The sequence below is a fragment of the Bacteroides faecium genome, assembly GCF_012113595.1.
GTDB lineage: Bacteria > Bacteroidota > Bacteroidia > Bacteroidales > Bacteroidaceae > Bacteroides > Bacteroides faecium.
Genome location: NZ_CP050831.1, coordinates 6,554,145 through 6,577,192, shown reverse-complemented (window position 1 = coordinate 6,577,192; position 23,048 = coordinate 6,554,145). Strand labels below are relative to the sequence as shown.

The 23,048-nt window shown below is 40.9% G+C and carries 13 protein-coding genes; 8 read left to right on the top strand and 5 right to left on the bottom strand.

Translation table 11 applies throughout. The annotated features are described in order from the left end of the window. The first annotated feature begins 172 nt into the window (after positions 1–172). Positions 173–739 (top strand): RNA polymerase sigma-70 factor, encoded by a 567-nt coding sequence (locus tag BacF7301_RS24975; protein WP_167967303.1) that lies wholly within the window; start codon positions 173–175, stop codon positions 737–739. A 101-nt stretch (positions 740–840) separates the two neighbouring features. Here BacF7301_RS24975 and BacF7301_RS24970 read toward each other — a convergent pair whose 3' ends face one another. The 5 genes from BacF7301_RS24970 to BacF7301_RS24950 form a co-directional block, all read right to left on the bottom strand. Continuing rightward, positions 841–3,675: a M60 family metallopeptidase gene (locus BacF7301_RS24970; RefSeq protein ID WP_167966904.1), complete on the bottom strand. Its 2,835-nt coding sequence runs from the start codon at positions 3,673–3,675 to the stop codon at positions 841–843. 55 nt (positions 3,676–3,730) lie between these two features. Next, complete coding sequence (locus BacF7301_RS24965) at positions 3,731–4,678, bottom strand: FecR family protein (RefSeq protein ID WP_167966903.1); 948 nt, start codon at positions 4,676–4,678, stop codon at positions 3,731–3,733. Between the two features lie 126 nt (positions 4,679–4,804). Next, positions 4,805–5,968 (bottom strand): M24 family metallopeptidase, encoded by a 1,164-nt coding sequence (locus tag BacF7301_RS24960; RefSeq protein WP_167966902.1) that lies wholly within the window; start codon positions 5,966–5,968, stop codon positions 4,805–4,807. 290 nt (positions 5,969–6,258) lie between these two features. Then, entirely contained in the window at positions 6,259–7,596 is a 1,338-nt protein-coding gene (gdhA, locus tag BacF7301_RS24955) for an NADP-specific glutamate dehydrogenase (RefSeq protein ID WP_167966901.1), read from the bottom strand. Between the two features lie 216 nt (positions 7,597–7,812). Continuing rightward, positions 7,813–9,924 (bottom strand): prolyl oligopeptidase family serine peptidase, encoded by a 2,112-nt coding sequence (locus tag BacF7301_RS24950; RefSeq protein ID WP_167966900.1) that lies wholly within the window; start codon positions 9,922–9,924, stop codon positions 7,813–7,815. 171 nt (positions 9,925–10,095) lie between these two features. Between BacF7301_RS24950 and BacF7301_RS24945 the strand changes: the two genes are divergently transcribed. From BacF7301_RS24945 to BacF7301_RS24915, 7 genes are all read left to right on the top strand, one after another. Then, a complete protein-coding gene (locus BacF7301_RS24945) occupies positions 10,096–13,071 on the top strand; it encodes a PEP/pyruvate-binding domain-containing protein (protein WP_167966899.1) in 2,976 nt (991 codons plus the stop codon). A 285-nt stretch (positions 13,072–13,356) separates the two neighbouring features. Beyond that, positions 13,357–15,879, top strand: coding sequence for a DUF4493 domain-containing protein (locus BacF7301_RS24940; protein WP_167966898.1), 2,523 nt, complete (start codon positions 13,357–13,359; stop codon positions 15,877–15,879). A gap of 11 nt (positions 15,880–15,890) precedes the next feature. Beyond that, a complete protein-coding gene (locus BacF7301_RS24935) occupies positions 15,891–17,129 on the top strand; it encodes a DUF4493 domain-containing protein (protein WP_167966897.1) in 1,239 nt (412 codons plus the stop codon). Between the two features lies 1 nt (position 17,130). Further along, positions 17,131–19,296 carry a DUF4493 domain-containing protein gene (locus tag BacF7301_RS24930; protein ID WP_167966896.1) on the top strand — a complete coding sequence of 722 codons (2,166 nt, stop codon included), beginning with the start codon at positions 17,131–17,133 and terminating at the stop codon, positions 19,294–19,296. Positions 19,297–19,306: 10 nt separating this feature from the next. Next, on the top strand, positions 19,307–20,035 hold the full coding sequence (locus BacF7301_RS24925; RefSeq protein ID WP_167966895.1) for a hypothetical protein: 729 nt from the start codon (positions 19,307–19,309) through the stop codon (positions 20,033–20,035). Between the two features lie 6 nt (positions 20,036–20,041). Continuing rightward, on the top strand, positions 20,042–20,920 hold the full coding sequence (locus BacF7301_RS24920) for a hypothetical protein (RefSeq protein WP_167966894.1): 879 nt from the start codon (positions 20,042–20,044) through the stop codon (positions 20,918–20,920). Positions 20,921–20,931: 11 nt separating this feature from the next. Beyond that, positions 20,932–22,527: a PCMD domain-containing protein gene (locus BacF7301_RS24915; RefSeq protein ID WP_167966893.1), complete on the top strand. Its 1,596-nt coding sequence runs from the start codon at positions 20,932–20,934 to the stop codon at positions 22,525–22,527. The last annotated feature ends 521 nt before the right edge of the window (positions 22,528–23,048 follow it).

The following is a 23,048-nucleotide window of genomic DNA, read 5'->3' as shown; positions in this document are numbered from 1 at the left end:
CATGTGTTTTTCTTAATTATGATTTTACTTAACTGTTCTATTTAAAAAAGGCCTCTGTTATAAATACAGTTGACTTGTCCTTGTCCCGTACACGACTTCCATCTTTTTTTGTTCTTATTCTTTTTTTATTGCGTTTTTTTTGTACTTTAGCCGCATCTTATAAATACTAATGATGACTGAAGAGCAAGCTGTAACATTGTTGAGTAAGGAAGATAGTCATGAAGCATACTCTTACCTGTATGAGATGTACTGGAGTAAAGTGTATAATTTTGCCAGGCTCTATATCTCTTCCATAGATGATGCAAAAGAAATCGTTCAGATTGTTTTTGTAAAGTTATGGGAAACCCGTACTTTTCTGAAAGAAAATGAGAGTTTGAAAGGTTATCTTTTTATTATTACCCGCAATATCATATTCAATCAGAAGAGAAGGAATTTCAATGAGGATTTTTATAAATCGTCCATATTAGACGCATATACGGAAGACAATATCAATGATTCCTGCGAGGCTGAAGAGAAGATGTATGCTTTGGAACTAAGCAGATTTATAGATGCTTTGATTCAGAGCTTGCCGGAAAGACAACGAGAATGTTTTTTGATGAGCAGGGTTGAGAAAATGACTTATCGTGAGATTGGAGAACGTATGGGGATTAGTGATCGTACTGTAGAAGTACATATAATGCGTGCTCTGAAATACTTGAAGAAGAATATAATTTTGTTCCTCATCTTTTTAGCCCAATAATATAGCGTATAAAAAAGGCCTGTTACCACTTCCGTTGGGGGGATGCGATAACAGGCAGGGTGTTTTGTGCTTATGTTGCTTTTCTACTAGTGTCTTGTTACCTAAAATGTTACTTCTACTTTGTTGTTTCCTTTAGCCGGTATGGCATATACTTTTGTCGTTCCGTCCAGAGTCACAAGGTCTGTGCTGATTGTGAATGACTGCATGGGGGAAACAAATACAAGTTTGTCTCCTTTGTAGACTTCGTAGGCTACCACATTCTGCCAGCCTGTCATTGTGATTTTATTGCCTGCACGTGTTGCTGTTCCTCTCTGGATAGCAGCATCTTTTTTGTAAATATCGACATTCTGTTCGCATATATATTCAAAGTTGTGTGTCGGCTTGGAATATACACTTGTCTTGGTACGGATGGCGTCAGCATCTTCCTTAGTTATGACCATCTGACCTTTTGCATAATCTTCCACCAGTTGGTTCACCGGATTCAAGAATCCCCATTTGGTGAAGAACTCTGCCAAGTCCAACTTGGCTACTTGGGACGCACGCCTTACAAATTCAATCTGATTACCGCCAATGGATGTGATATCGTCTTCTGTACGAAGCAGTTCGTAAAGGTCTTTATAATAATCTTCTTGACCTAACACCTTGTTAATATAGAGTTCCAATTGCCAGAAAGGAACAAGGCGGCAGAATGGGTCGGATTCTGTAACTAACGCCTGCGAGGTGGTGAAGGTACTTGTCATGGCCTTTTCGTAACGGTTGGTAAAACCTTTGCCGGCAAGACTTTCATCGCGAAGACGTATCTCGGAACCATATTTCTCGCTGAACAATGTTTGTACGTGCATTGCACAGATATTATTGGTTACTTCTGTTGTACTCAGCCATTTCAGTCCGGGGCGTGTCTGGTTGCAATGTCCTATTTCGTGCGCAGGCCCCCAAACATTCAATTTGAGGGAGTTTGCCGAAGCTATTGTTCCCATCGTATTGTTATTATAGGCTGTATGGTAACTGGTTGCATACATATATGCTTTGTACATGACATTTAAGTACATTCTGTTCTTGAACATGCGATCGTATTTTTCCAGTCCCATAAATTTCATTTCTTCATAAACTACTTCATCATAAAGGTCAATGAGTTCTTTGGTTGTAGTTTTGAAATGTTGGGTTTCAAATGTCAGGTGGGCGTATCTTCCTAATACATCAAAATGCTTGTTAGTGGCTGCATTTACCAATCTATACCAATCATTTTCTGTGTGTTTGCTCGAATCGAAGTAGCCGTTTACTTTTCCCGATGCAAAGTGTATCTTGATAGGTTGGGCTGTTTCGGCTTCCTCTAATGTCGAAGTGTGATACATTACATATATCAAACCTTTGTTGCTGATTTTTAGTTTATTATATCCATTAACTAATGGGTAGATATCTCCACCGAATCCGTCTTTTCCTTCTCCGTCAACGCCTTCCTGATCTAAGTTCTGCACCTTCAAACTTATCTCTTGACCGTGCATATCTCCTACAAACACAACTAGGGATTCTTTGTCATCCACTGCAATTCCCGTAGGGTTGTCAAGCAGGCTGTAAGGGTTGGTCTTATTAGTTGCCGCTTGAATGTCGGGGTGGGGATAAGCTTTATAAGTTTGTATGCGGAATTCAGAATCATAAGTTTTATTTAATAAATGGAGCGCCAAGTTTTTGTAGAAGTCGAACGGACAATTGTTCTTGATGTATTCTTCTGATTGCGCTTCGGGCTTTAGTTTCGAACAAGTTTCGTCTGTGAATAAGATTCTCCAGTCGAATACGTTCGTGTCTTTTTGGAAGAATTCCATTTCTTCACAGGCTACCAGATTGTTTTCAAATCCGCCACCGGAGCCTTTTCCTGTTTTAATGATAAATTTAACAGCATATGCTGTCACTGTTTGCGGAAAATCGACGCGTGTTCCCTCACATACTTCTCCACCAAAGTTTTTATCAGTGATGTGTGTATATTCGCTATTTTCGTTTGCATTTGGATCGTTGGAATACAAGATTTCTGTTTCACCAAAATATCCGTTTTTATTTCCATCCTGACGGGAATAATATTTAATATAGTCTAAGGCTACAGGATTATTAAAATAATAAATAATAGTATGCGGACATGGTTGGTTTTCAGCACAGTGCCAGCGTGTTCCATCTTTATTGCCGTCAAAACTTCCTTCTATCTTTCTTGCATTGCTAGAACTTGCCCATCCTCTGTCGGGAGTGATTTGTATATCTTCCGCCAAATCTTCACTTCCACTCGGATCATATTCCGGCAGACCTGCCTGTTCGATAGGAATCTCGACTTTCAAATTTAATTCAGGGTCAACTGCACTGACTACAATGGTTCCACGGCGTTTTTCGGTAGTTATATTTCCTTCCACTGTGTATGTATATTGATGGTCTGTCATGGTTACTGCGCGAGTCTTGTCATCAGGATGAATTTCTGGCACTACGACCCAACTGGGACTTGCAATTTCTAATCCTTCAACATTGGTCGTGACTTTGAACTTGATTTCGGTTTCGTCTCCGCTTTCCAGTTTAAATAATTTCGGATCGACCAAAATAGCTAGCCCGTTACCAAGTTGGCTGACTGTGATTTTTCTACTTTTCGCTTTCCGGTAAACAATGACTGTGGTACTACGCACGTCTTTATTATGATTTTCGAGTACGGATACTACCAGTTTATCACCATCAATGATTGCTGAACACCAGTCAGTCGCATCTTTGTCAACTTGTACTTTCAAATCAGGAATGTTGGTCGTGATTTGAATCTCCTGCGAAGATGCTTTCGTTTCAAAGTTCATTGTTTGGGTTTCGACTTCCAGGACTGGGAGTGCTTCTGTTTCTTCTCCGTCACTGCACGAACTGCCTAATGCTAATAGTGACAACGATAGCATTAGTGCATTGAAAAATGTCTTTTTCATTGCATTAAATATTTAAGGGTTAATAAAAATGTAATTCAGATAGTTCTGATACTGACTAGTATAAAATGATACTGTCTTTTTCTGCTTTGATTTTTAAGTTAAAGGAGATACATATTTTGTCCAATACATCTTCCAGGGATTCGCTTTTGCGTATCGTTCCCGAGAAAAGATTTCTGGCACATTGTACATCACGTATTTTAATATTTGCGTGATACGACTCATTAATCAAATCGACAAGTTCGCTCATTGGTTTGTCTACAAAGCGGTATTCTTCCGAACGCCAGTCGTAGTCTTCCAAATCTATTTCGTTATTTGTTACTTCATGAGTAACCGTGTTGTAGACGATTTGGTCTGAAGGTTTCATTTCAATGCTTTTCTGAAGTGCTTCGGCACTGAATACGATGCTTCCGGTATAAAGGGTGATTTCAGCGAGTTTATTGCCTGATTTGATATTGAACTCTGTTCCTTTCACTTCTATCTGAGCGTCTTGAAAATGGACGCGGAAAGGATGAGAGGACTTTGTGACATCGAAAGAGGCCTCACCTGTGAGTATTACATCACGATTTTTGATGAATTTGCTTTTATAGCGTATGCTTGCTCCTTCTTTCAGCCATATTTTGGAATTGTCCGGTAGGGTAGCTACGGTCAGTTTCTTATCAAGAGAGGCGTTAATGGTAATATAGGGATTGGTGAAATAATCGACTGTCCACATTCCCATAAGGAGTACGAGACAGACTGCTGCAACAGAATATCCGATTCTTAGATAACGTCTGCGACAGGCAACTTTTCTTTCGTGCGGCCAACAGGTAGAGATTATGTTGTTCCATATTTCCGCGGGGTCTACCTGGTCTTTGATATGGGTAGACGAATCGCTTTCCCATTGTTTATTCTGCAAATGGGTTACGGGTTTTTCTTCGGACAGTTCAATCTTCTCAGATGCTGTTAATCCCTTGGTCAGCATCTTTTTGATTGTATTTGTTAGCTTAGTTGGTTCTGTTGCCATAAATTTCTGTTTTACCTTTCTATTAATAAATACAATCGAAAAGAATAGTACCCGTACACGAACCGTCTCTTTTTTCAAAAAAAATGTGCTTGACTGAAAATCAAGCACATTTATAGGGAGAAAGAATTATTTCAATTCGATAATTTCTTCATTGCAATTAGTCAGCTTTTCGATTCCTTCATTGGTGACTACCCAGGAGTTTTCTATACCGACAGGACCTACACCCGGAAGAACGATTTTCGGTTCGAGGGCAAACACCATTCCCGGTTCCAGTTCCTGCTTCATGCGGGGGGCGAGTACCGGGGCTTCATTGATTTCGAGTCCGATGCCGTGACCGATAAACTTGGCTTGCTGACCTGTACCCATGAATTTGTCTGCAAATCCGGCTGCGGTGACAATTTCGATAGCTGTATCATATAGCTTCTCGCAAGGAACACCCGGACGGGCTATGGAAGCAATCTTTTCCTGAATATCGAGGCAGACTTGGTGAGCTGCATAAGCCTCTTCGGGTAGCTTTCCGATAGAGAATACGCGGCTCATGTCCCCCATATATCCGTTGAAGTTACCGCCCAGGTCTACCATGACGCTTTGTCCTTCTTTCAGCGGGGTCTTGTTGGCTCCACCCGGCAGGGCAGGGTCAAGACCTTGACCACCCAGGGCAAAGTCATACGGGGAAGGGTAACCGGCATTGTCTCCGGTCAGCACACTGCCCATGAAGATTTCCATGCTGCGTCCGAATACCCGGAAAATACCCAAACAGCCTTGCAGACGCATCAGACGTTCTATCTCGATAGAAAACTCGATGTCTGTCATGCCAGGGCGATATACGCTTGGTATCTGCTCGTACGCTTTTGTGTGGGCGATGCCCGAACGGCGGAACATTTCTATTTCAATAGGAGTTTTTACACTGCGTGCCTGGCGAATCAGCGGGGTTCCGTTCACAACTTCCGCTTCTGGGAACAGGCTTGCCAGACGGCAATATTCCGTGTAGGGAAGTTCGTCGCCTTCCAGCATTAACTTTGCAGGCATCGGCAATCCCTGTTCTTTCAGCAAATCGACAATTTGTTCCGGTTTGCGGATAGGGAAGGCATGTTCGCCTGTGATATTATTGGGACGCTTGAAAAATAGCAATGCAGGTGAGTGGAGAGGGAGATAAATATAACCGCTGACTACGCAGCCATAAGTATAAATTAAATTTGCATTACAAGTGATTAGCGCGGCGTCAATGCCCTGTAACGCCATCAGACTGCGAATCTTATCGCGGCGGAATTTTAATTCGGGTTGTAGCATCTTTATTTATTTGTTACATGAATATTTGTTGTAGAACTATTAGTTACCCTATTGATGCCACAAAGATAATTAATTCCATGGAAAATATAGTTAATTCCAAAAAAATAGCGCTGCCCGCGTCCTGTCACAGGAGACGAGCAGCGCAAACCACAAATACAAATACAACTAAACAAAGTCTTTGAATAAATTGAAAATTAAAAATTGAGAGTTGAAAAATAAATGTTTTGCTGACTAAAGTAGTCTATTACCAAATGGTATCATTTTTTAATTTTTAATTCTCAATTTTCAATTTAAATGACGCCTTGTCCCATCATTGCGTGAGCTACTTTCATAAATCCGGCAATGTTGGCACCCTTCACATAATTAATGTATCCGTCGGGTTCCGTGCCGTACTTCACGCATTGCGCATGGATACCGTGCATGATTGCGTGGAGTTTTTCATCCACTTCGGCAGCACTCCAGCTCAGGTGCATGGCGTTTTGAGACATTTCCAGTCCGGAAGTGGCAACACCACCTGCGTTGACTGCCTTACCCGGTGCGTACATCGTCTTATGTTCGATGAAAAGATCGATGGCTTCCGGCGTACAGCCCATGTTGGAAATTTCTCCGACGCAAAGTACGTCATTTTTTATGAGATTTTGAGCATCTTCTCCATTTAATTCGTTCTGAGTTGCGCAAGGAAGTGCAATATCCGCTTTTACTTCCCACGGACGCTTGCCTTCTACGAAGGTTGCGTTCGGATATTTTTCTGCGTAAGGAGCGACGATGTCATTACCCGAAGAACGGAGTTCGAGCATATAGTCTATCTTTTCGCCGCTGATACCGTCCGGGTCATAGATATATCCGTCTGGGCCTGAGATGGTGATTACCTTGGCACCCAGTTCGGTCGCTTTGGTCGCTGCGCCCCAGGCAACGTTTCCGAATCCGGAGATGGCCACTGTCTTGCCTTTAATATCAATGTTTTTTGCCTGCAACATTTGATTGACAAAGTACAGACCGCCGAAACCGGTAGCTTCGGGACGAATCAGGGAACCACCGAATTCCAATCCCTTTCCGGTGAAAGTGCCTGTAAATTCACGGGTCAGTTTCTTGTACATTCCGAACATATAGCCTACTTCACGTCCGCCTACGCCGATATCACCGGCAGGCACGTCCATGTCGGGACCGAGATGACGCCATAATTCCAGCATGAATGCCTGGCAGAAACGCATGATTTCAGCGTCGCTCTTTCCACGTGGAGAGAAGTCGGAACCGCCTTTGCCGCCGCCCATAGGCAGGGTAGTAAGTGCGTTCTTGAAAGTCTGTTCGAAACCGAGGAATTTCAGGATGGAAAGGTTCACGGAAGCATGGAAACGGATACCGCCTTTGTACGGGCCGATAGCGTTGTTGAATTGTACGCGATAGCCGAGGTTGGTTTGCACTTCACCTTTATCGTCTACCCACGTCACACGGAAAGTAAAGATACGGTCGGGTTCCACCAATCTTTCTATGATTTTAGCTTTTTCAAATTCTGGATGTTGATTGTATATATCTTCAATGGAGAGAAGAACTTCTTTTACTGCTTGAAGATACTCAGATTCACCGGGATGCTTTGCCTCTAGAGAGGACATGATTTTTTGGATGTTCATGATACTATATTTTAAAAGGTTAATTCTGATAAAATGTCAACTAACTCACTGCAAATATAGGAAAATTTTTCAAAGTTGCTTGTTTTGATGCTGATATTTTGATTAAATAATGATAAAATGTCAGATTTCTCTGCTGAAAAACACAAAGCCCCGCGGCCTGTAATGTAAAATACAGGCTACGGGGCTTCTATGTGTTTACAAATAGAAAGTAGCGCTTTAGAATTTCGGTTTCATTCCCAGGTTATACATGATAAATCCGTAGATGTCTGCTTGTTCTTCCAGCACTTTCGCCATCGGTTTGCCGGCACCGTGCCCGGCTTTGCTGTCGATGCGGATGAGTGTGGGGTTCGTGCCGTCATTATCAGCTTGCAGGGTAGCGGCAAACTTGAATGAGTGGGCGGGAACTACACGGTCGTCATGGTCGGCGGTGGTGACGAGGGTTGCGGGATAGTTAGTGCTCGGTTTGAGGTTGTGCAACGGAGAGTAGCCTTTGAGGTATTCGAACATCTCTTTGCTGTCTTCGCTTGTCCCGTAGTCGCTTGCCCAGTTCCAGCCGATGGTGAATTTGTGGTAGCGGAGCATATCCATTACACCTACCTGCGGGATGGCAACGCGGAACAGGTCGGGGCGTTGCGTCATGCAGGCGCCTACCAGCAGACCGCCGTTGGAACCGCCTACGATGGCTATCTTGTCCTTATCGGTATATTTCTGGTCGATAAGGTATTCGGCTGCCGAGATGAAGTCGTCGAATACGTTCTGTTTTTGCATTTTGGTTCCCGCTACATGCCAGTCTTCGCCGTATTCGCTGCCACCGCGAAGGTTGACTTGGGCGTAGATTCCGCCATTTTCGAGGAACGGGATGCGGATGGCGCTGAAGCCCGGGTTGAGGCTGATGCCGAAGCCGCCGTAACCGTAGAGGAATACGGGATTCTTGCCGTCTTTCTTCAGGTCTTTCTTATAGGTAAGGAACATCGGGATTTTCACACCGTCCTTGCTGGGATAGAACACTTGTTCGGTCACGAAGTCGTCCGAGTTGAACTGTACTTTCGGGGCGCGGTATAGTTCGTAAGTGTTGCTGTCCATATCATATTTATAAGTAGCGCCGGGGATGGTGAAGGAAGTGAATCCGAAGAAACATTCCTTGTCGTCCTTGTTGCCGCTGAAACCTACGGAGCCGAGCGACGGTAATTCTATTTCCTGCAATTGCTTGCCGTCGAGGTTGTAAACATAGGCGTGGTTGGAAGCGTCTTTATCGTAAGTAAGGAACAGTTTGCCGCCAATCACCTCTGCGTTTGAAAGCACGGCTTCCGATTCGGGGACGAGTTCTTTCCAGTCTTCCAGTTTGGGGCGGTTGATGTCGGCCACCATGATTCTGTTTTTCGGTGCGCCATAGTTGGTGTAGATATAAATCTGGTCGCCGATTACTTCAATAGGGTAGTATTGGTAGTCGAGGTCGGTAGTCAGTTGGATGAAAGGGGAGTTCGGCTTTTTCAGGTCGCGTATGAACAGGTTGTTTCCTCTTCCGGCACCGGATTCTGTCAGGAAGAGGATGCGTTCGTCTTCACTGGTGCTGGAAGTGTAGAAACGTTTCGGATAAGCCGGATTCTGATAAACCAGTTTGTCTTTCGATTGCGGTTCACCAATTTTATGATAATAGATTTTATGATTTTCGTTTACGTTGGAGAACTCTTTTCCTTTGCTTGGAGCATCGTAAGCACTGTAATAGAAGCCGTCTCCCTGCCAGGCGGCACCGGTGAATTTAGCCCATTCGATGTGGTCTTCCAGCAGTTTGCCGCTTTCGGTGTCCATAACATAAATCTCAGACCAGTCCGAGCCGCTGCGCGAAATGCTGTAAGCGGCGTACTTGCCGTCGTTGGAGAAGTAAAGACCTGTAAGGGCTACCGTGCCGTCTTCCGACAATTTGTTCGGGTCGAGGAATACGCGGGGTTCGCCGTCCAGAGAATCTTGCACGTAGAATACACTTTGGTTCTGTAAACCGTCGTTCTTGCTGAAGTAATATTTTCCATGTTTTTTGATTGGGGCGCTGATTTTCTCATAGTCGGCCAGTTCCGTCAATCGTTTCAAGAGGTTTTCCCGGAAAGGAATTTGGCTCAGGTACTCGTTCGTCACTTTGTTCTGTGCTTCTACCCATGCGGTAGTGGCTGCACTGGTGTCGTTTTCCAACCATCTGTAAGGGTCGGGGACTTGCGTACCAAAGTACACGTCTATTGTGTCTACCTTTGCCGTCTCGGGGTAGACCAGCTTTTTCTGCTGGGGAGCGCATGACATCACCATGATTCCACTCATTAATAAAGTTACTTTTTTCATGTGAATAAAAAGTCTTTTTGAATAAACTTAAAGTTACAAATCTACAAAATAATAAGAGATAAACAAGTAAACTTTATAAAGAAGATGGTGGAAAATGAGATTTAAAGAATTAACTTTGCAAAATGTGATTTTGAAGAATGACGACTTGAATAAGAAAGGAGAATATTTTTTATGCTCAGTAAATATAAATTAAACCAGCTTTACTTCAAAGATACGCAATTCGCTAATTTAATGACCCGGCGAATTTTTAACGTATTGTTAATAGCCAACCCTTATGATGCTTTCATGCTCGAAGATGACGGACGCATTGACGAGAAGATTTTCAACGAATATACTTCATTGTCTCTGCGTTATCCGCCCCGGTTCTCGCAAGTGTCTACGGAAGAGGAAGCGTTGGCGCAGTTGGAAAGTATGTCATTCGACCTGGTGATTTGTATGCCGGGCACGGGAGATAACGACAGTTTTGACATCGGCCGGCATATCAAGGAGAAATACGAGCATATTCCTATCGTTATTTTGACTCCTTTTAGTCATGGTATCACGAAACGAATCATCAACGAGGATTTGAGCGCGTTCGAATATGTGTTCTGTTGGTTGGGAAATACCGACTTGTTGGTGTCTATCATTAAGCTGATGGAAGATAAAATGAACCTCGAACATGATGTGCAGGAAGTGGGTGTGCAGTTGATTCTGCTGGTAGAGGATGGCATCCGCTTCTATTCTTCCATTCTTCCGAACCTGTATAAGTTCGTTTTGAAGCAAAGCCAGGAATTTTCTACGGAAGCTCTGAATGCGCATCAACGTACGCTTCGTATGCGTGGGCGTCCTAAAATCGTGTTGGCACGTACGTATCAGGAAGCGATGGAGATTTATCGCAAATATCAGAATAATATATTAGGTGTAATCACCGACGTGCGTTTCCCGAAAGTGGAACGGGGAGAGAAAGACGGTCTGGCAGGTATCAAGTTATGTGCCGAGATTCGTAAGAACGACCCGTTTGTACCTTTGATTATCCAGTCGTCCGAATCGGAAAACTCTTCTTATGCAGCGAAATACGGTGCGAGCTTTATTGATAAGAACTCGAAGAAGATGGACGTCGATTTGCGCCGTATCGTTTCCGACAATTTCGGTTTCGGTGATTTTGTTTTCCGCAATCCTGAGACGGGTGAGGAGATAGCGCACGTTCGTAATCTGAAAGAGTTGCAGAATATCCTGTTTGCCGTGCCTGCCGAATCTTTCCTGTATCATATCAGCCGCAATCACGTGTCTCGTTGGCTTTATTCGCGGGCTATGTTTCCTGTGGCGGAGTTCTTGAAGCCTATCACTTGGAGCAGTCTTCAAGATGTGGACGCTCATCGCCGCATTATCTTCGAAGCTATCGTCAAATACCGCAAAATGAAGAATCAAGGGGTCGTGGCAGTCTTCAAACGTGACCGTTTCGACCGTTACTCCAATTTTGCCCGTATCGGCGACGGTTCATTAGGCGGAAAAGGACGTGGACTGGCTTTTATCGACAATATGGTGAAGCGTCATCCGGAGTTTGATGAGTTTGAAAATGCGCGGGTTGCTATTCCCAAGACGGTGGTGCTCTGTACCGATGTGTTCGATGAATTTATGGATACTAATAATCTGTATCAGATTGCCCTTTCGGATGCGGACGATGATACGATTCTGAGATATTTCCTGAAAGCAAAATTGCCGGACAGACTGGTAGAGGATTTTTTCACTTTCTTCGATGTAGTGAAGTCTCCGATTGCCATCCGTTCTTCTTCTTTATTAGAGGATTCTCACTATCAGCCTTTTGCCGGAATCTACAATACATATATGATTCCTTATCTGGACGACCGCTATGAGATGTTGCGTATGCTTTCCGACGCTATCAAGGGAGTATATGCTTCGGTCTATTTCCGCGACAGCAAAGCGTATATGCAAGCTACTTCGAATGTAATCGACCAGGAGAAAATGGCTGTAATCTTGCAGGAAGTGGTGGGTAATCAGTATGGCGACCGCTATTATCCTTCCATGTCCGGCGTAGCCCGTTCATTGAATTATTATCCGTTGGGCGATGAAAAGGCGGAAGAAGGAACGGTAAACCTGGCTTTAGGATTAGGAAAGTATATTGTGGACGGTGGCATGACGCTCCGTTTCTCTCCTTATCACCCGAACCAGGTGTTACAAACCAGCGAAATGGAAATAGCCCTGAAAGAAACGCAAACCCGTTTCTATGCTTTGGACTTGAAGAACGCAGGGCATGATTTCTCTATCGACGACGGCTTCAACCTTTTGAAGCTTCATGTGAAAGAAGCGGAAAATGACGGTGCTTTGCGTTATATCGCTTCTACATATGACCCGTATGACCAAATTATCCGGGATGGCTTGTATCCGGGCGGCCGTAAAGTGATTACGTTTGCTAATATTCTGCAACATGATGTTTTTCCGTTAGCACGTATTCTTCAATTAGTGTTGAAGTACAGTGAACAGGAGATGCGTCGTCCTGTCGAAATAGAGTTTGCGGCTACGTTGAGTCGTGAACAGGATAAAACGGGCACTTTCTATCTTTTGCAAATCCGACCTATCGTAGATAGTAAAGAGATGTTGGACGAAGATTTGAACGAGATACCGGACGAGGATGTAGTGCTTCGTTCTTATAACTCATTGGGACATGGCATTATGAATGAAATTTGTGATGTTGTCTATGTCAAGACCGACGGTTACAGTGCCTCGAATAATCAGGCTATTGCCTGGGAGATAGAAAAGATAAACCAGCAATTCCTGAACGAAGGCAAGAATTATGTTCTTGTCGGGCCGGGACGCTGGGGAAGTAGTGACACATGGCTGGGTATCCCAGTGAAGTGGCCGCATATCTCCGCCGCCCGTGTAATCGTAGAAGCCGGATTGACCAATTATCGTGTAGACCCCAGCCAGGGTACGCACTTCTTCCAGAACTTGACTTCTTTTGGCGTAGGCTATTTCACCATCAACGCCTTTATGAATGATGGAGTCTATAACCAGGAATTCCTCAACGCGCAGCCGGCAGTGGAAGAGACAAAATACCTTCGTCACGTCCGTTTCGAAAAACCGATGATTGTCAAGATGGACGGGAAGAAAAAGCTCGGGGTAGTCCTGATGCCGGGTGTCGACAAATAAGTTCTGTTAACACTCGCAACTTGAATAAGGAAAGTTCTGTTTTTCATATGAAAGACAGAACTTTTGTGTTTTTCCTCTTTAAAGTGGTCTGTTTTTTAGATATAATATGCTAATTGTGTTCCTATTTTCATATTTGGGAATAAAACTTTCTTTGGATACTTTATTATAAAGAAGTAAAACTGTACTTTTGTGTCCAGTTTTTAGAGTATTCTAGCGCAGGACAAATTTTGTGGGAGTTACAAAGGGACCTCTATTGTTCTGAATAAATTTAGAGAAATAAATAATATGAGAAATGTTATTAAGGTATTGTTGTTGGTGACAATAGTATTGGTGTCTGCTTGTGAAAGCGAACAAAAGCAATCCAACAAAGCAACTGGTATGCTAAGTTTGCAATTGGCTGCCAGTAAGGATGTCATCAATACCACTACTCGAACAGAAGGGGATAGTAGTGGAAATGAGGGAGATAACACAGAAGAAGACGATTTAGTACCTAATGTGGGAGATTTTACAATTGCTTTGATGGATGGGAATGTCGTTAAAACTTCGTGGGATAAATTTAGTGAGTACCCCAAATATGCAGTCCTTCCGGTGGGTACTTATGTATTGAAGGCATATTATGGAAGTTCGGATAAAGAAGGATTTGAATCTCCGTATTATGAAGGGACGCAAGAAATAACAATAGAAGATGATGCCACAGTTGAGGCAAATATCACTTGTTATCTGACGAATGTGAAAGTAACCGTAGAATATACGGATGCATTCAAAAAATACTTTTCTGATTATACTACTACTGTACAATCTGCTAGTGGTATTCCTGTAGTTTTCTCGAAAAATGAAGTGCGCGCTGCTTATGTAAAGCCGGGCACTATTACTGTATATGCTAATGTGAAGAAACAAAACGGACAATCCGCCAAATTGAATGTCTTGGACATTGATGAGGCGAAGGCTCGTGAATTCTATCGACTGAAATTGGATATTGATGCAGGAAGCGCTACTTTGAAGATTTCTTTTGATGATACAACAGTAGAAAAACCGATAGAAATCAATGTATCTGATGATATATTAAATATGCAGCCACCATTCTTTACAGCTTCAGGATATAGTTCCGGTGAAATACAGGAAGTAAAAGAAGGTAGTAGTATTTCTCCACTTTCTATGTTGATAACTGCACGCAATGGAATCAAGAAATGTGTGTTGACTACTCAGTCGACTTCTTTACTTGCACAGGGCTGGCCGGCTTCCATTGATTTGGTGAATCCAAAAGGAGAGGATTTGGAAAAAATGAAAACGCTAGGTCTGTCAATGCGTGGGCTAAGTACTAATGTAGATAAAATGGCTACGTTGGATTTTTCTGAAGTAATTTCTAATCTGCAATATATCGGTGGAGACGATGAAAATACTTTTTCTATTGTTGTGACTGATAGAATAGGCCGGGTGAATGAACAAGAGGAAGTAATAAAAGTGAAGGTTTTGGATAATCAGTTTGCAGTAGGTACTGTGGATGCTCTTCCAGTGAATGCAACTTCTTTTATTCTTCCAATTACATTAGATGGTGATCTGACAACTATAAAATATCAGTATCAGGAAAATGGTGTGTGGCTGGATATAGTTCCATCTAATATAGCTTCAGAAGGTATAAATCATCAAGTGACAATAACATTACCGTTTATGATTGGTAAAGATTTGTCGATGAAAATTAGTTGTGGGAGTCGTACAGAGGAATTGATGATTTCTGTAAAACCATTAATATTCAGTTTACAAGCATCAGAAATGGATTGTTGGGCAACTAAAGCAATAATACATCTTGTATATAATGATATTGCAGAATTAGATTATTTGCAGAATAATATGACACTTCAGTATATGGAAAACGGTACTGACAATTGGGTAACAACTAAATGTACGGTAGATGATGAAGGTCTTGCTGAAATGACAGGATTGTTGGAAGATCAGGAAAAAGCACGCACATATCAGGTAAGAGCTGTTTGTGTTAATGGAGTGGTTTCAACTAATGTTGTAACTATAACTACTGAAATAGCCAAACAACTTCCAAATGCAGGCTTTGAATCTTGGTCATGGAATCAGACTGATAAAAATGGTAAACCGATTACTAAGAATCTAGATCTTGTTTATTGGAAAAAATGGTTTCCATGGGCTGAGAATGAGGCAGGAGAAGGGTGGAATACTTTGAATGAAAAAACAACGCAAGATGGTGCTGCTCCTAGTAAGTTCTTTGGACTTCCAACTCCACCTTATGTTGGATGTTGTTATGTTGCTAATTCAGGTACTATTCCTACGACAGATTGCACATCTGGAACATACGCGGCATTAGTGAGAACTGTTGGTTGGGGAAGTGGTAGTGCTGCTGCCGGCGGTGCATCTAAAAAGGGAGATGCAGGTTACTTGTATTTAGGAACATTAAATAAGAGTTCCTATACTCCTCAATATGGTATTGAATTTTCTTCTCGTCCGTCAGGGGTATCGTTTATGTGTAAATATAAACCTAAAAATCCTGTTGATAAGTTTATTGCAAAGATCGTAGTTCTTGATAGTGAAGGCAATATTATTTCAGAAAAACAGTTGTCTGAGTCAGAATGTGGAGAGAATAGCAATTATACTTTAAAGCGTATTGAACTAGATTACCCAAAAGGTAGTAAGAAAGCCAGCAAAATGTATATATTATTCCAATCAGGTACACAAGTCGAACCTGGGAGTACAAATTATGATTATCCTCCGGGAGCAAACCTAAGTGATGGAGAATTCTTGGGAGCTCAATTATATATTGATGATGTCAAATTAGTCTATTAAAATAACGAAATATGAAAAAGATAACATCTATACTATTTTTCGCTTTAGCGACAATCCTTTCATTCTCAGCTTGTGACCGTGAGAAAATGGATAATGATTCAACAGAACAAGGTGAAGGCTCTATTAATTTAGCTTCTTTAAAAGGTTTATCAGTTGATGTTTCTTCCACTACAATTACACGTGCTGACGGTGATGTGAATACAGATAATTATTTAATTCGTATTTACAATGCGGATGGAGAATTAGTACAGGAATGGAAGTATAGCAAACTGCCGGAAATATTCACTCTGAAGGTTGGAAGTTATTCTATACAAGCCTTGTCGCATGAAGTTCAACCGGCAGAATTTGAGAAACCATACTACTACGCAGAAGAATCGTTTACGATTGAAGCTAATAAAGTGAAAGACTTGGAGCCATTGGTATGTAGATTGCAGAATATTCAGGTGTCTGTAACTTATGATGATAAGTTGAAAGCACTGATGGGAGATGATGTAAAAACTATTGTTTCTGTTGGTAATGCATCTCTAATATTTGAAAAAGATGAAACCAAGAGCGGTTATTTCCAATCAAATAAAGAAAATGATAATGTGATGACGGCTACTATGACTGGAAAGATAGATGGCAATCCGGAATCTGTACCTTACCCTATAAAAAATGCAAAAGCAGGCCAACATCGTATTATCAAATTCTATTTGAAGTACGTCAATGATGATGGTTATATAGAAGGTGGTTTTGTTTCTATGAAACTGGCTATTGTTGCTCAATGTACGGTTATTGAGAAAGGCGTTATCGTAGAGCAAGATGAAGAAATTATTCCGGATCCGAATCCGTCCGAACCGGAAGGGGAAAAACCGACCATTGAAGGTGTTGGGTTTAATATAGATGAAAGTATAACTTTCCCGATAAGGACGACTGTTGATGTTAATGTGAAAGTGACTAGTTCGGAAGGTTTATCTAACTTGAAAGTGAAAATCGTTTCAGACTTTTTGACAGAAGAAATGTTGTCTGATGTTGGCTTGACTAGTGAATTTGACTTGGCTTATCCGGGTGAGTATGCCGAAGGGTTAAAAGGATTGGATTTCCCTGTCGGTAATGAGGTGATTGGGGCTAAGGATTTAGATTTTGCAATAACTCAATTCACAGCTCTATTGTTAGAACCGGGTACGCATAAGTTTATTATCACTGCTATTGATAAGAAAAAGAATCAAGTAGAGAAAACGTTGACATTAATCTCCGTAGAAAAAGAATAAAATGAAGATGAAATATTTGCAATTTATTTTTGCCGGAATTTTGTGTACCTTATCATGGATAGGGTGTACGGAAACCGAGCAATTAGGTGGAGAAGGCACATTGCGTATGAAAGTCAGTGTTGACCCTTATGTGAAAATTGTCAATACACGTTCGTTGAGCAGTGAAGAACAGGCGAATTTGGAAAACAATTGTGAGATTCGTATTTATAGTGGCAAAGGATTGATACGTTATTACAAGGGGGTGGCACAGATGCCGGAAGAACTGCAATTAACATCCGGTGGTTATACAGTGCGTGTAAACGCGGGTGATTCCGTTCCAGCCTCATTTGATAAATCCTATTATAAAGGTGAGAATTCGTTTGAGATAACGACAGGTAATATCACTAATCAAGAAATCAAATGTAAGATTGCTAATGTACTGGCTGCTGTAAAATTCAGTGATAACGTTGATGAGTTATTCAAAAGCTATACAATGACTGTTTCTACTAAGTTTGGTTCATTAGATTTTACGCAAGATAATATTGGCGCTATTGGTTATTATATGTTGTCCGCAGGAGAAACTTCATTCCAATGGAACTTTAGTGGTATTTTGCAAAATGGCAAGGAGTTTAAAAAATCTGATGTTGTAGATGCAGAATCTGCAACCCGCTACGATTTGAAATTGAACTTTGATACTGATGGATATGAAGATGGTGGAGCAGCCTTGAAGGTAACAGTAGATGTAACTCCTTTGGAGACCATAGAAGATGAGATTGAATTTAAACAACGCCCCTCATTTAGAGGAGTCGGTTTTGATTTTTCTTCTCCTTATATATATGCACTAAACTCAACCAATGAACTGGCTTATAAAATAGCAGTTACATCAGCATTGACAGATGCTACTCTTTCATGTGATAAGTTGATGGATTGGGGATTTGAGAGTTCTACACTGCAGTTGGCCAATATGAGTGAAGAAGATAGATTGGCTTTGGAAGAAAAAGGATTACGACTAACTCCTGCTTTTAATGAAGAGACAGGAGTCGGAATATTAACAGTAACTTTTACCTCTGCCCTCATCCAGAAAATGACAACAGAGGAAGCTTTTTATACTCTAGCTTTAACAGCTACGGATGCTGCTGATAAAACTAACTCAACTACATTATCTATTATAGTGTCGAATGTTGCTGTGTTGACAACAGATGTGCACATAACGGATGTCTGGACCTCAAGAGCTGTTTTGCGTGGAGAACTGATTTACGAGACAACCGAACATTTGAGCTTTAATTACCGTATCAAGGGAGCTGCAAACTGGGAAAATGTTGATGCTGTGAGAGATGGTGAAACTATGAATATATCTGCTGAGTTGGCAGATTTACAACCTGGTACTGAATATGAATATCAGGCATTGTCAGGTGTTACTCCTTCGGCTGTGATTTGTTCTTTCTCTACTGAGTCTGCAACTCAACTTCCGAATGGTGGATTTGAACGTTGGACTGATGGTAGTCCGATGTTGATTTATGGAAGTGGTGAAGATATGTTTTGGGACAGTGGTAACCATGGTGCTTCTACGCTTGGTGGAAATGTAACAACAAGTGATTCTTCTGTTCGACATAGTGGAACGTATTCGGCTAAACTAAAATCGCAATTTATCGGAATTTCAATATTTGGCAAATTTGCAGCAGGAAATATATTTGCAGGAAAATATCTGAAAACGGATGGAACGGATGGTATTTTAGGTTGGGGGCGTGATTTTAGTTCTCGTCCAAAAGCTCTGCATGGCTATGTGCGTTATATTTCTGGCAAAGTAAATTATTCTTCTGATCAGATAGCTTCGGGTGCCCAGGATCAAGGTATTATTTATATTGCTTTGGGAGATTGGGATAAAGTGGAAGAAACCAATACTAAAGAATATTGGCCGGTTATTATAAAAACAAAGTCATCGGAGCGGCAATTGTTTGATCCTTCTGAAAATAATACAGGTATTATTGCTTACGGAGAACAAGTATATTACGACTCGACGGAAGGTAGTGGAATGATAGAGTTTACGATTGATTTAGATTATCGTTCGCTTGAACGCAAGCCAACAAGTATTGTAGTTGTTGCTTCTGCTAGCCGATATGGGGATTATTTTGCCGGAAGTACAGACAGTACGATGTGGTTGGATGATTTGGAATTGATTTACGAATAATATAAAGCACGTGAAAAAAATAGCTTTTATACTGTTTCTTGCATTATTGGGTACTTTGAGTACCCAAGCGCAAGAATTTAAACGGGATATTAAATTAGGAACCTTTATTCCCAAGGGACAATGGATTGTAGGAAGTTCTGTCTCGTATTCCGAGCATAACGAGAAAAATTATCAATTTCTAGTGATGGATGGATTCAATTCAGACGGATATACGTTTAAGGTAAGTCCGATGGTTTGTTATGCATTTAAAGATAATGTAGCTGCCGGAGGGCGTTTTTCTTATGGTAGAACTTTGACAAAACTGAGTGATTTGTCTATAAATTTAGATGAAGATAACCAGTTTGATGTAAATGATTTATATCAGTTGAAACACTCTTATTCGGCAATGGCTGTTTTGCGTAATTACGTGACTTTGGGGAGTAGCAGGAGATTTGCTTTGTTTAGTGAGACACAATTAGGTATGGGAGGAAGTCAATCGAAAGTTGTCAGTAAAGGCGGTGATTCCGTCACAGGAACTTATTCTACAACTACTGATTTCAATATAGGAGTTGCCCCAGGAATTGTTGCTTTTATCAATAACTATACTGCTGTGGAAATAAGTGTTGGAGTCTTAGGACTAAATTTTAGCAAAGTAAAGCAGACTACCGACCAAGTATATATAGGTGAGCGTTCTTCCAGTAGCGCAAATTTCAGAATTAATTTGTTTTCTATCGGTTTAGGAATTGCCTTTTATTTATAGACAAAGATGTATAAATTATTATTCATATATATAATTGGCTTGTTGGCAGGGATACCTGCTGTACAGGCTCAGGAACGTGATACTCTTCGTGCTTTGGATGGCAGGGATTCTTTGATTCTGGAACGAATAATAGTGCGTGACACTGTTTATCTTCCACGAGCAGAATATGATGAAATCCAAGATTCGGCAAATATAATAAGGACAAAAGCTATCGGACGTTTTGACCGTGGTATCAAGAATTATCGTTTTATTCCAAAAAAGAAGTGGATTGGCGGTTTGACTTTCTCGTATGTAAACTTTGATAGTGATGATAGTAGTTTGTTGTTTTCTATTCTGAAAGATTTTGATTGTAACTTCCGTACTTTTTCCGTTAAACCTTTTTGGGGATATGCCATACGGGATAATCTGGTAGTAGGTATGAAGTTGGGATACAATCATACGATTGCCCAACTGGATAATATTTCGCTTGATGTTGAGGACCTGGATGTATCTTTAAAAGATATACGTTATGCGGAAGATACTTATTCTGTTGCAGCTTTTCATCGTTCGTACGTAGGTCTCGATCGTGGTAAACGTTTCGGCTTATTTAATGAAACGACGCTTTCTTATAATACAGGGACATCTAGTTTTTCTCGTGGCACAGGAGAAGGGTTAAAGCGGACAGAAACGACTGTTAACGAACTGCATTTGGGCATCAATCCCGGTCTGGCTGTTTTTATTGTACAAAACGTATGTGCTGAAGTTTCGTTTGGGGTAGTCGGATTTAAGTATCGGGTAGAAAAGCAAAAAAACAACTTAGGTGAAACGGGAAAACGACGTGATAGCGGCGCTAATTTTAAAATCAATCTGTTTAATATCAATATTGGTATAACTCTTTGTATGTAGTTTGAAAGCGTATGGAAAGAATATATAAAAATAGTTTGCTGGGAGTATTGCTGTTATTGCTGGCATCTTGTATCAAGAACGATATTGATTATCCGGTAATCAAGCTCCAAATTTTAGATATAGCGGTGGATGGTCAATTGGGTAATGCTGTTATTAATACAGAAACCAATACAATTACTCTGAACTTGGACGAGACTGTTAACTTAAAAAAGGTATTAGTTACAAAATTGGAGTTGACCGATGGAGCTAAAACAGATTTGACGGTTAATACAACATTGGATTTGACAAAGCCTAAAAAGGTTACCTTATCTTTATATCAGGATTATGAATGGACGATTATAGGTCAACAATCCATAGAACGCCGGTTTGTGGTAGAAGACCAAATCGGTAATGCAGTGTTTGATGTTGAAAATCATTTGGCAGTTGCTTATGTAACTTCTTCAACCAGTTTGCGTGCAATTCAAGTAGAAGATTTAAAGTTAGGACCTACGGGATGTACTATGGTTCCAGCGGATTACTCAACAATGCATAATTTTATGTCTGCACAAAAAGTGACTGTGAAATATCATGATATAACGGAGATTTGGACATTATATGTTTCTCCATCAAGCAGTGAGGTAGTAACAGCTTCTGCTGACGGATGGACAAATGTGGCCTGGTTGTATGGTCAAGGCAAGAAGGGAGCAACCTTTGGATTTGAGATTTGTGAAGTATCTTCTGGAGAATGGAAAGCGGTAGATAATTCTTATATAACAGTAGATGGCGGAACTTTTAAAGCTCGTGTTCCTCATCTGAAAGCTTCTACTACTTATAATTGTCGTGCTGTTTCAGATGGGAAATACGGAGATATTCTGACTTTTACAACGGGGGAAGCAGTAGAATTGCCGGGTAGTTCTTTTGATGATTGGCATCAAGTAAAAGATGTCTGGAATCCATGGATTGAAAATGGAAATCAGATGTGGGATACCGGTAATGAAGGAGCTACGACGTTAGGTGAAAGTAATTCGGTTCCTACTAACGAAACTTGGAATAACCAGGGTAAAGCAGCGAAATTATTTTCAAAATTCGTAGGTTTGGGGACAATAGGTAAATTTGCTGCCGGGAATTTATATGTAGGTAAATATCTGGAAACAAAAGGTACAAATGGACGTTTGGAATTTGGCAAACCATTTACAGCAAGACCTACTAAGTTGAAAATACATTATAAATATACAACGGCTTCGATTAACAATCTTCCAAGTGAGAAAAATGCTCCTGCTGATTATAAACGTTTCCTTTCTTATAAGGGGGAGCCGGATACATGTGCTATATATATTGCCTTAGGAGATTGGGATAGTCCGGTCGAAGTTTATACAAAGTATTCGGAACGTAAGTTATTTGATAAGGCAGATTCCCATGTTATTGCTTATGCTGAATTTCACACTGGTAAGACAGTGACGGAGTATCAGGAGTTAGAGTTAGAATTAGATTATCGATCCACTAGTCGCGTGCCTAAATATATTCTTGTAGTATGTTCTGCTAGTAAATATGGGGATTATTTCACGGGGGGAGAAGGAGCTACTTTATGGGTAGATGATTTTAGGTTGAAATACGATTATGATGATTGATTTTTTATCATTTTCTTAGAGAAAATATACGCTTTCATTGGTTTAAAAGGAACGGGGGCTTGGTTTTAAACCAATGCCCCGTTCCTTTTAAAGGAAGAGGGTGTTCCTTTAAAAGGAAAAATCAGACTTTATTTTGCTAGGATAAAACTATTGTTTATACTTCTTAGCACTTTTATGTTTGTATGTATATTTCACAAATAAAAGACTGCAATGCAAGTTTTAAGTAAGTGAAAGACTCAACGATGGACTAGGATGAAATAGGTGAAAAGGTGTAGAAATGAGCAAACTGGTGTAGAAATGAACTAAATTGCCTGTTTTATTATAATAAATGATTTCTGCCGACATAGTTATTTCTTTTTCACCATTTGCCTATCAGGATATATTTTATTAGGCATTCTTATTTCGTATAACTATAGTGTACTTTGCGTTTGACTATAGTTATCCGCAAGGGAGACTATAGTTATCCTTACGAATAACTATAGTTAAACGAAGTAATAGTAGGCAATGAAGGAAGTCCGGTT

What these genes read in the sequence shown, in the direction of transcription:
- BacF7301_RS24975 (WP_167967303.1), top strand. Translation starts at nt 173, where the DNA reads ATGACTGAAGAGCAAGCTGTAACATTGTTGAGTAAGGAAGATAGTCAT.
- BacF7301_RS24970 (WP_167966904.1), bottom strand. Translation starts at nt 3,675, where the DNA reads ATGAAAAAGACATTTTTCAATGCACTAATGCTATCGTTGTCACTATTA.
- BacF7301_RS24965 (WP_167966903.1), bottom strand. Translation starts at nt 4,678, where the DNA reads ATGGCAACAGAACCAACTAAGCTAACAAATACAATCAAAAAGATGCTG.
- BacF7301_RS24960 (WP_167966902.1), bottom strand. Translation starts at nt 5,968, where the DNA reads ATGCTACAACCCGAATTAAAATTCCGCCGCGATAAGATTCGCAGTCTG.
- gdhA (WP_167966901.1), bottom strand. Translation starts at nt 7,596, where the DNA reads ATGAACATCCAAAAAATCATGTCCTCTCTAGAGGCAAAGCATCCCGGT.
- BacF7301_RS24950 (WP_167966900.1), bottom strand. Translation starts at nt 9,924, where the DNA reads ATGAAAAAAGTAACTTTATTAATGAGTGGAATCATGGTGATGTCATGC.
- BacF7301_RS24945 (WP_167966899.1), top strand. Translation starts at nt 10,096, where the DNA reads ATGCTCAGTAAATATAAATTAAACCAGCTTTACTTCAAAGATACGCAA.
- BacF7301_RS24940 (WP_167966898.1), top strand. Translation starts at nt 13,357, where the DNA reads ATGAGAAATGTTATTAAGGTATTGTTGTTGGTGACAATAGTATTGGTG.
- BacF7301_RS24935 (WP_167966897.1), top strand. Translation starts at nt 15,891, where the DNA reads ATGAAAAAGATAACATCTATACTATTTTTCGCTTTAGCGACAATCCTT.
- BacF7301_RS24930 (WP_167966896.1), top strand. Translation starts at nt 17,131, where the DNA reads ATGAAGATGAAATATTTGCAATTTATTTTTGCCGGAATTTTGTGTACC.
- BacF7301_RS24920 (WP_167966894.1), top strand. Translation starts at nt 20,042, where the DNA reads ATGTATAAATTATTATTCATATATATAATTGGCTTGTTGGCAGGGATA.
- BacF7301_RS24915 (WP_167966893.1), top strand. Translation starts at nt 20,932, where the DNA reads ATGGAAAGAATATATAAAAATAGTTTGCTGGGAGTATTGCTGTTATTG.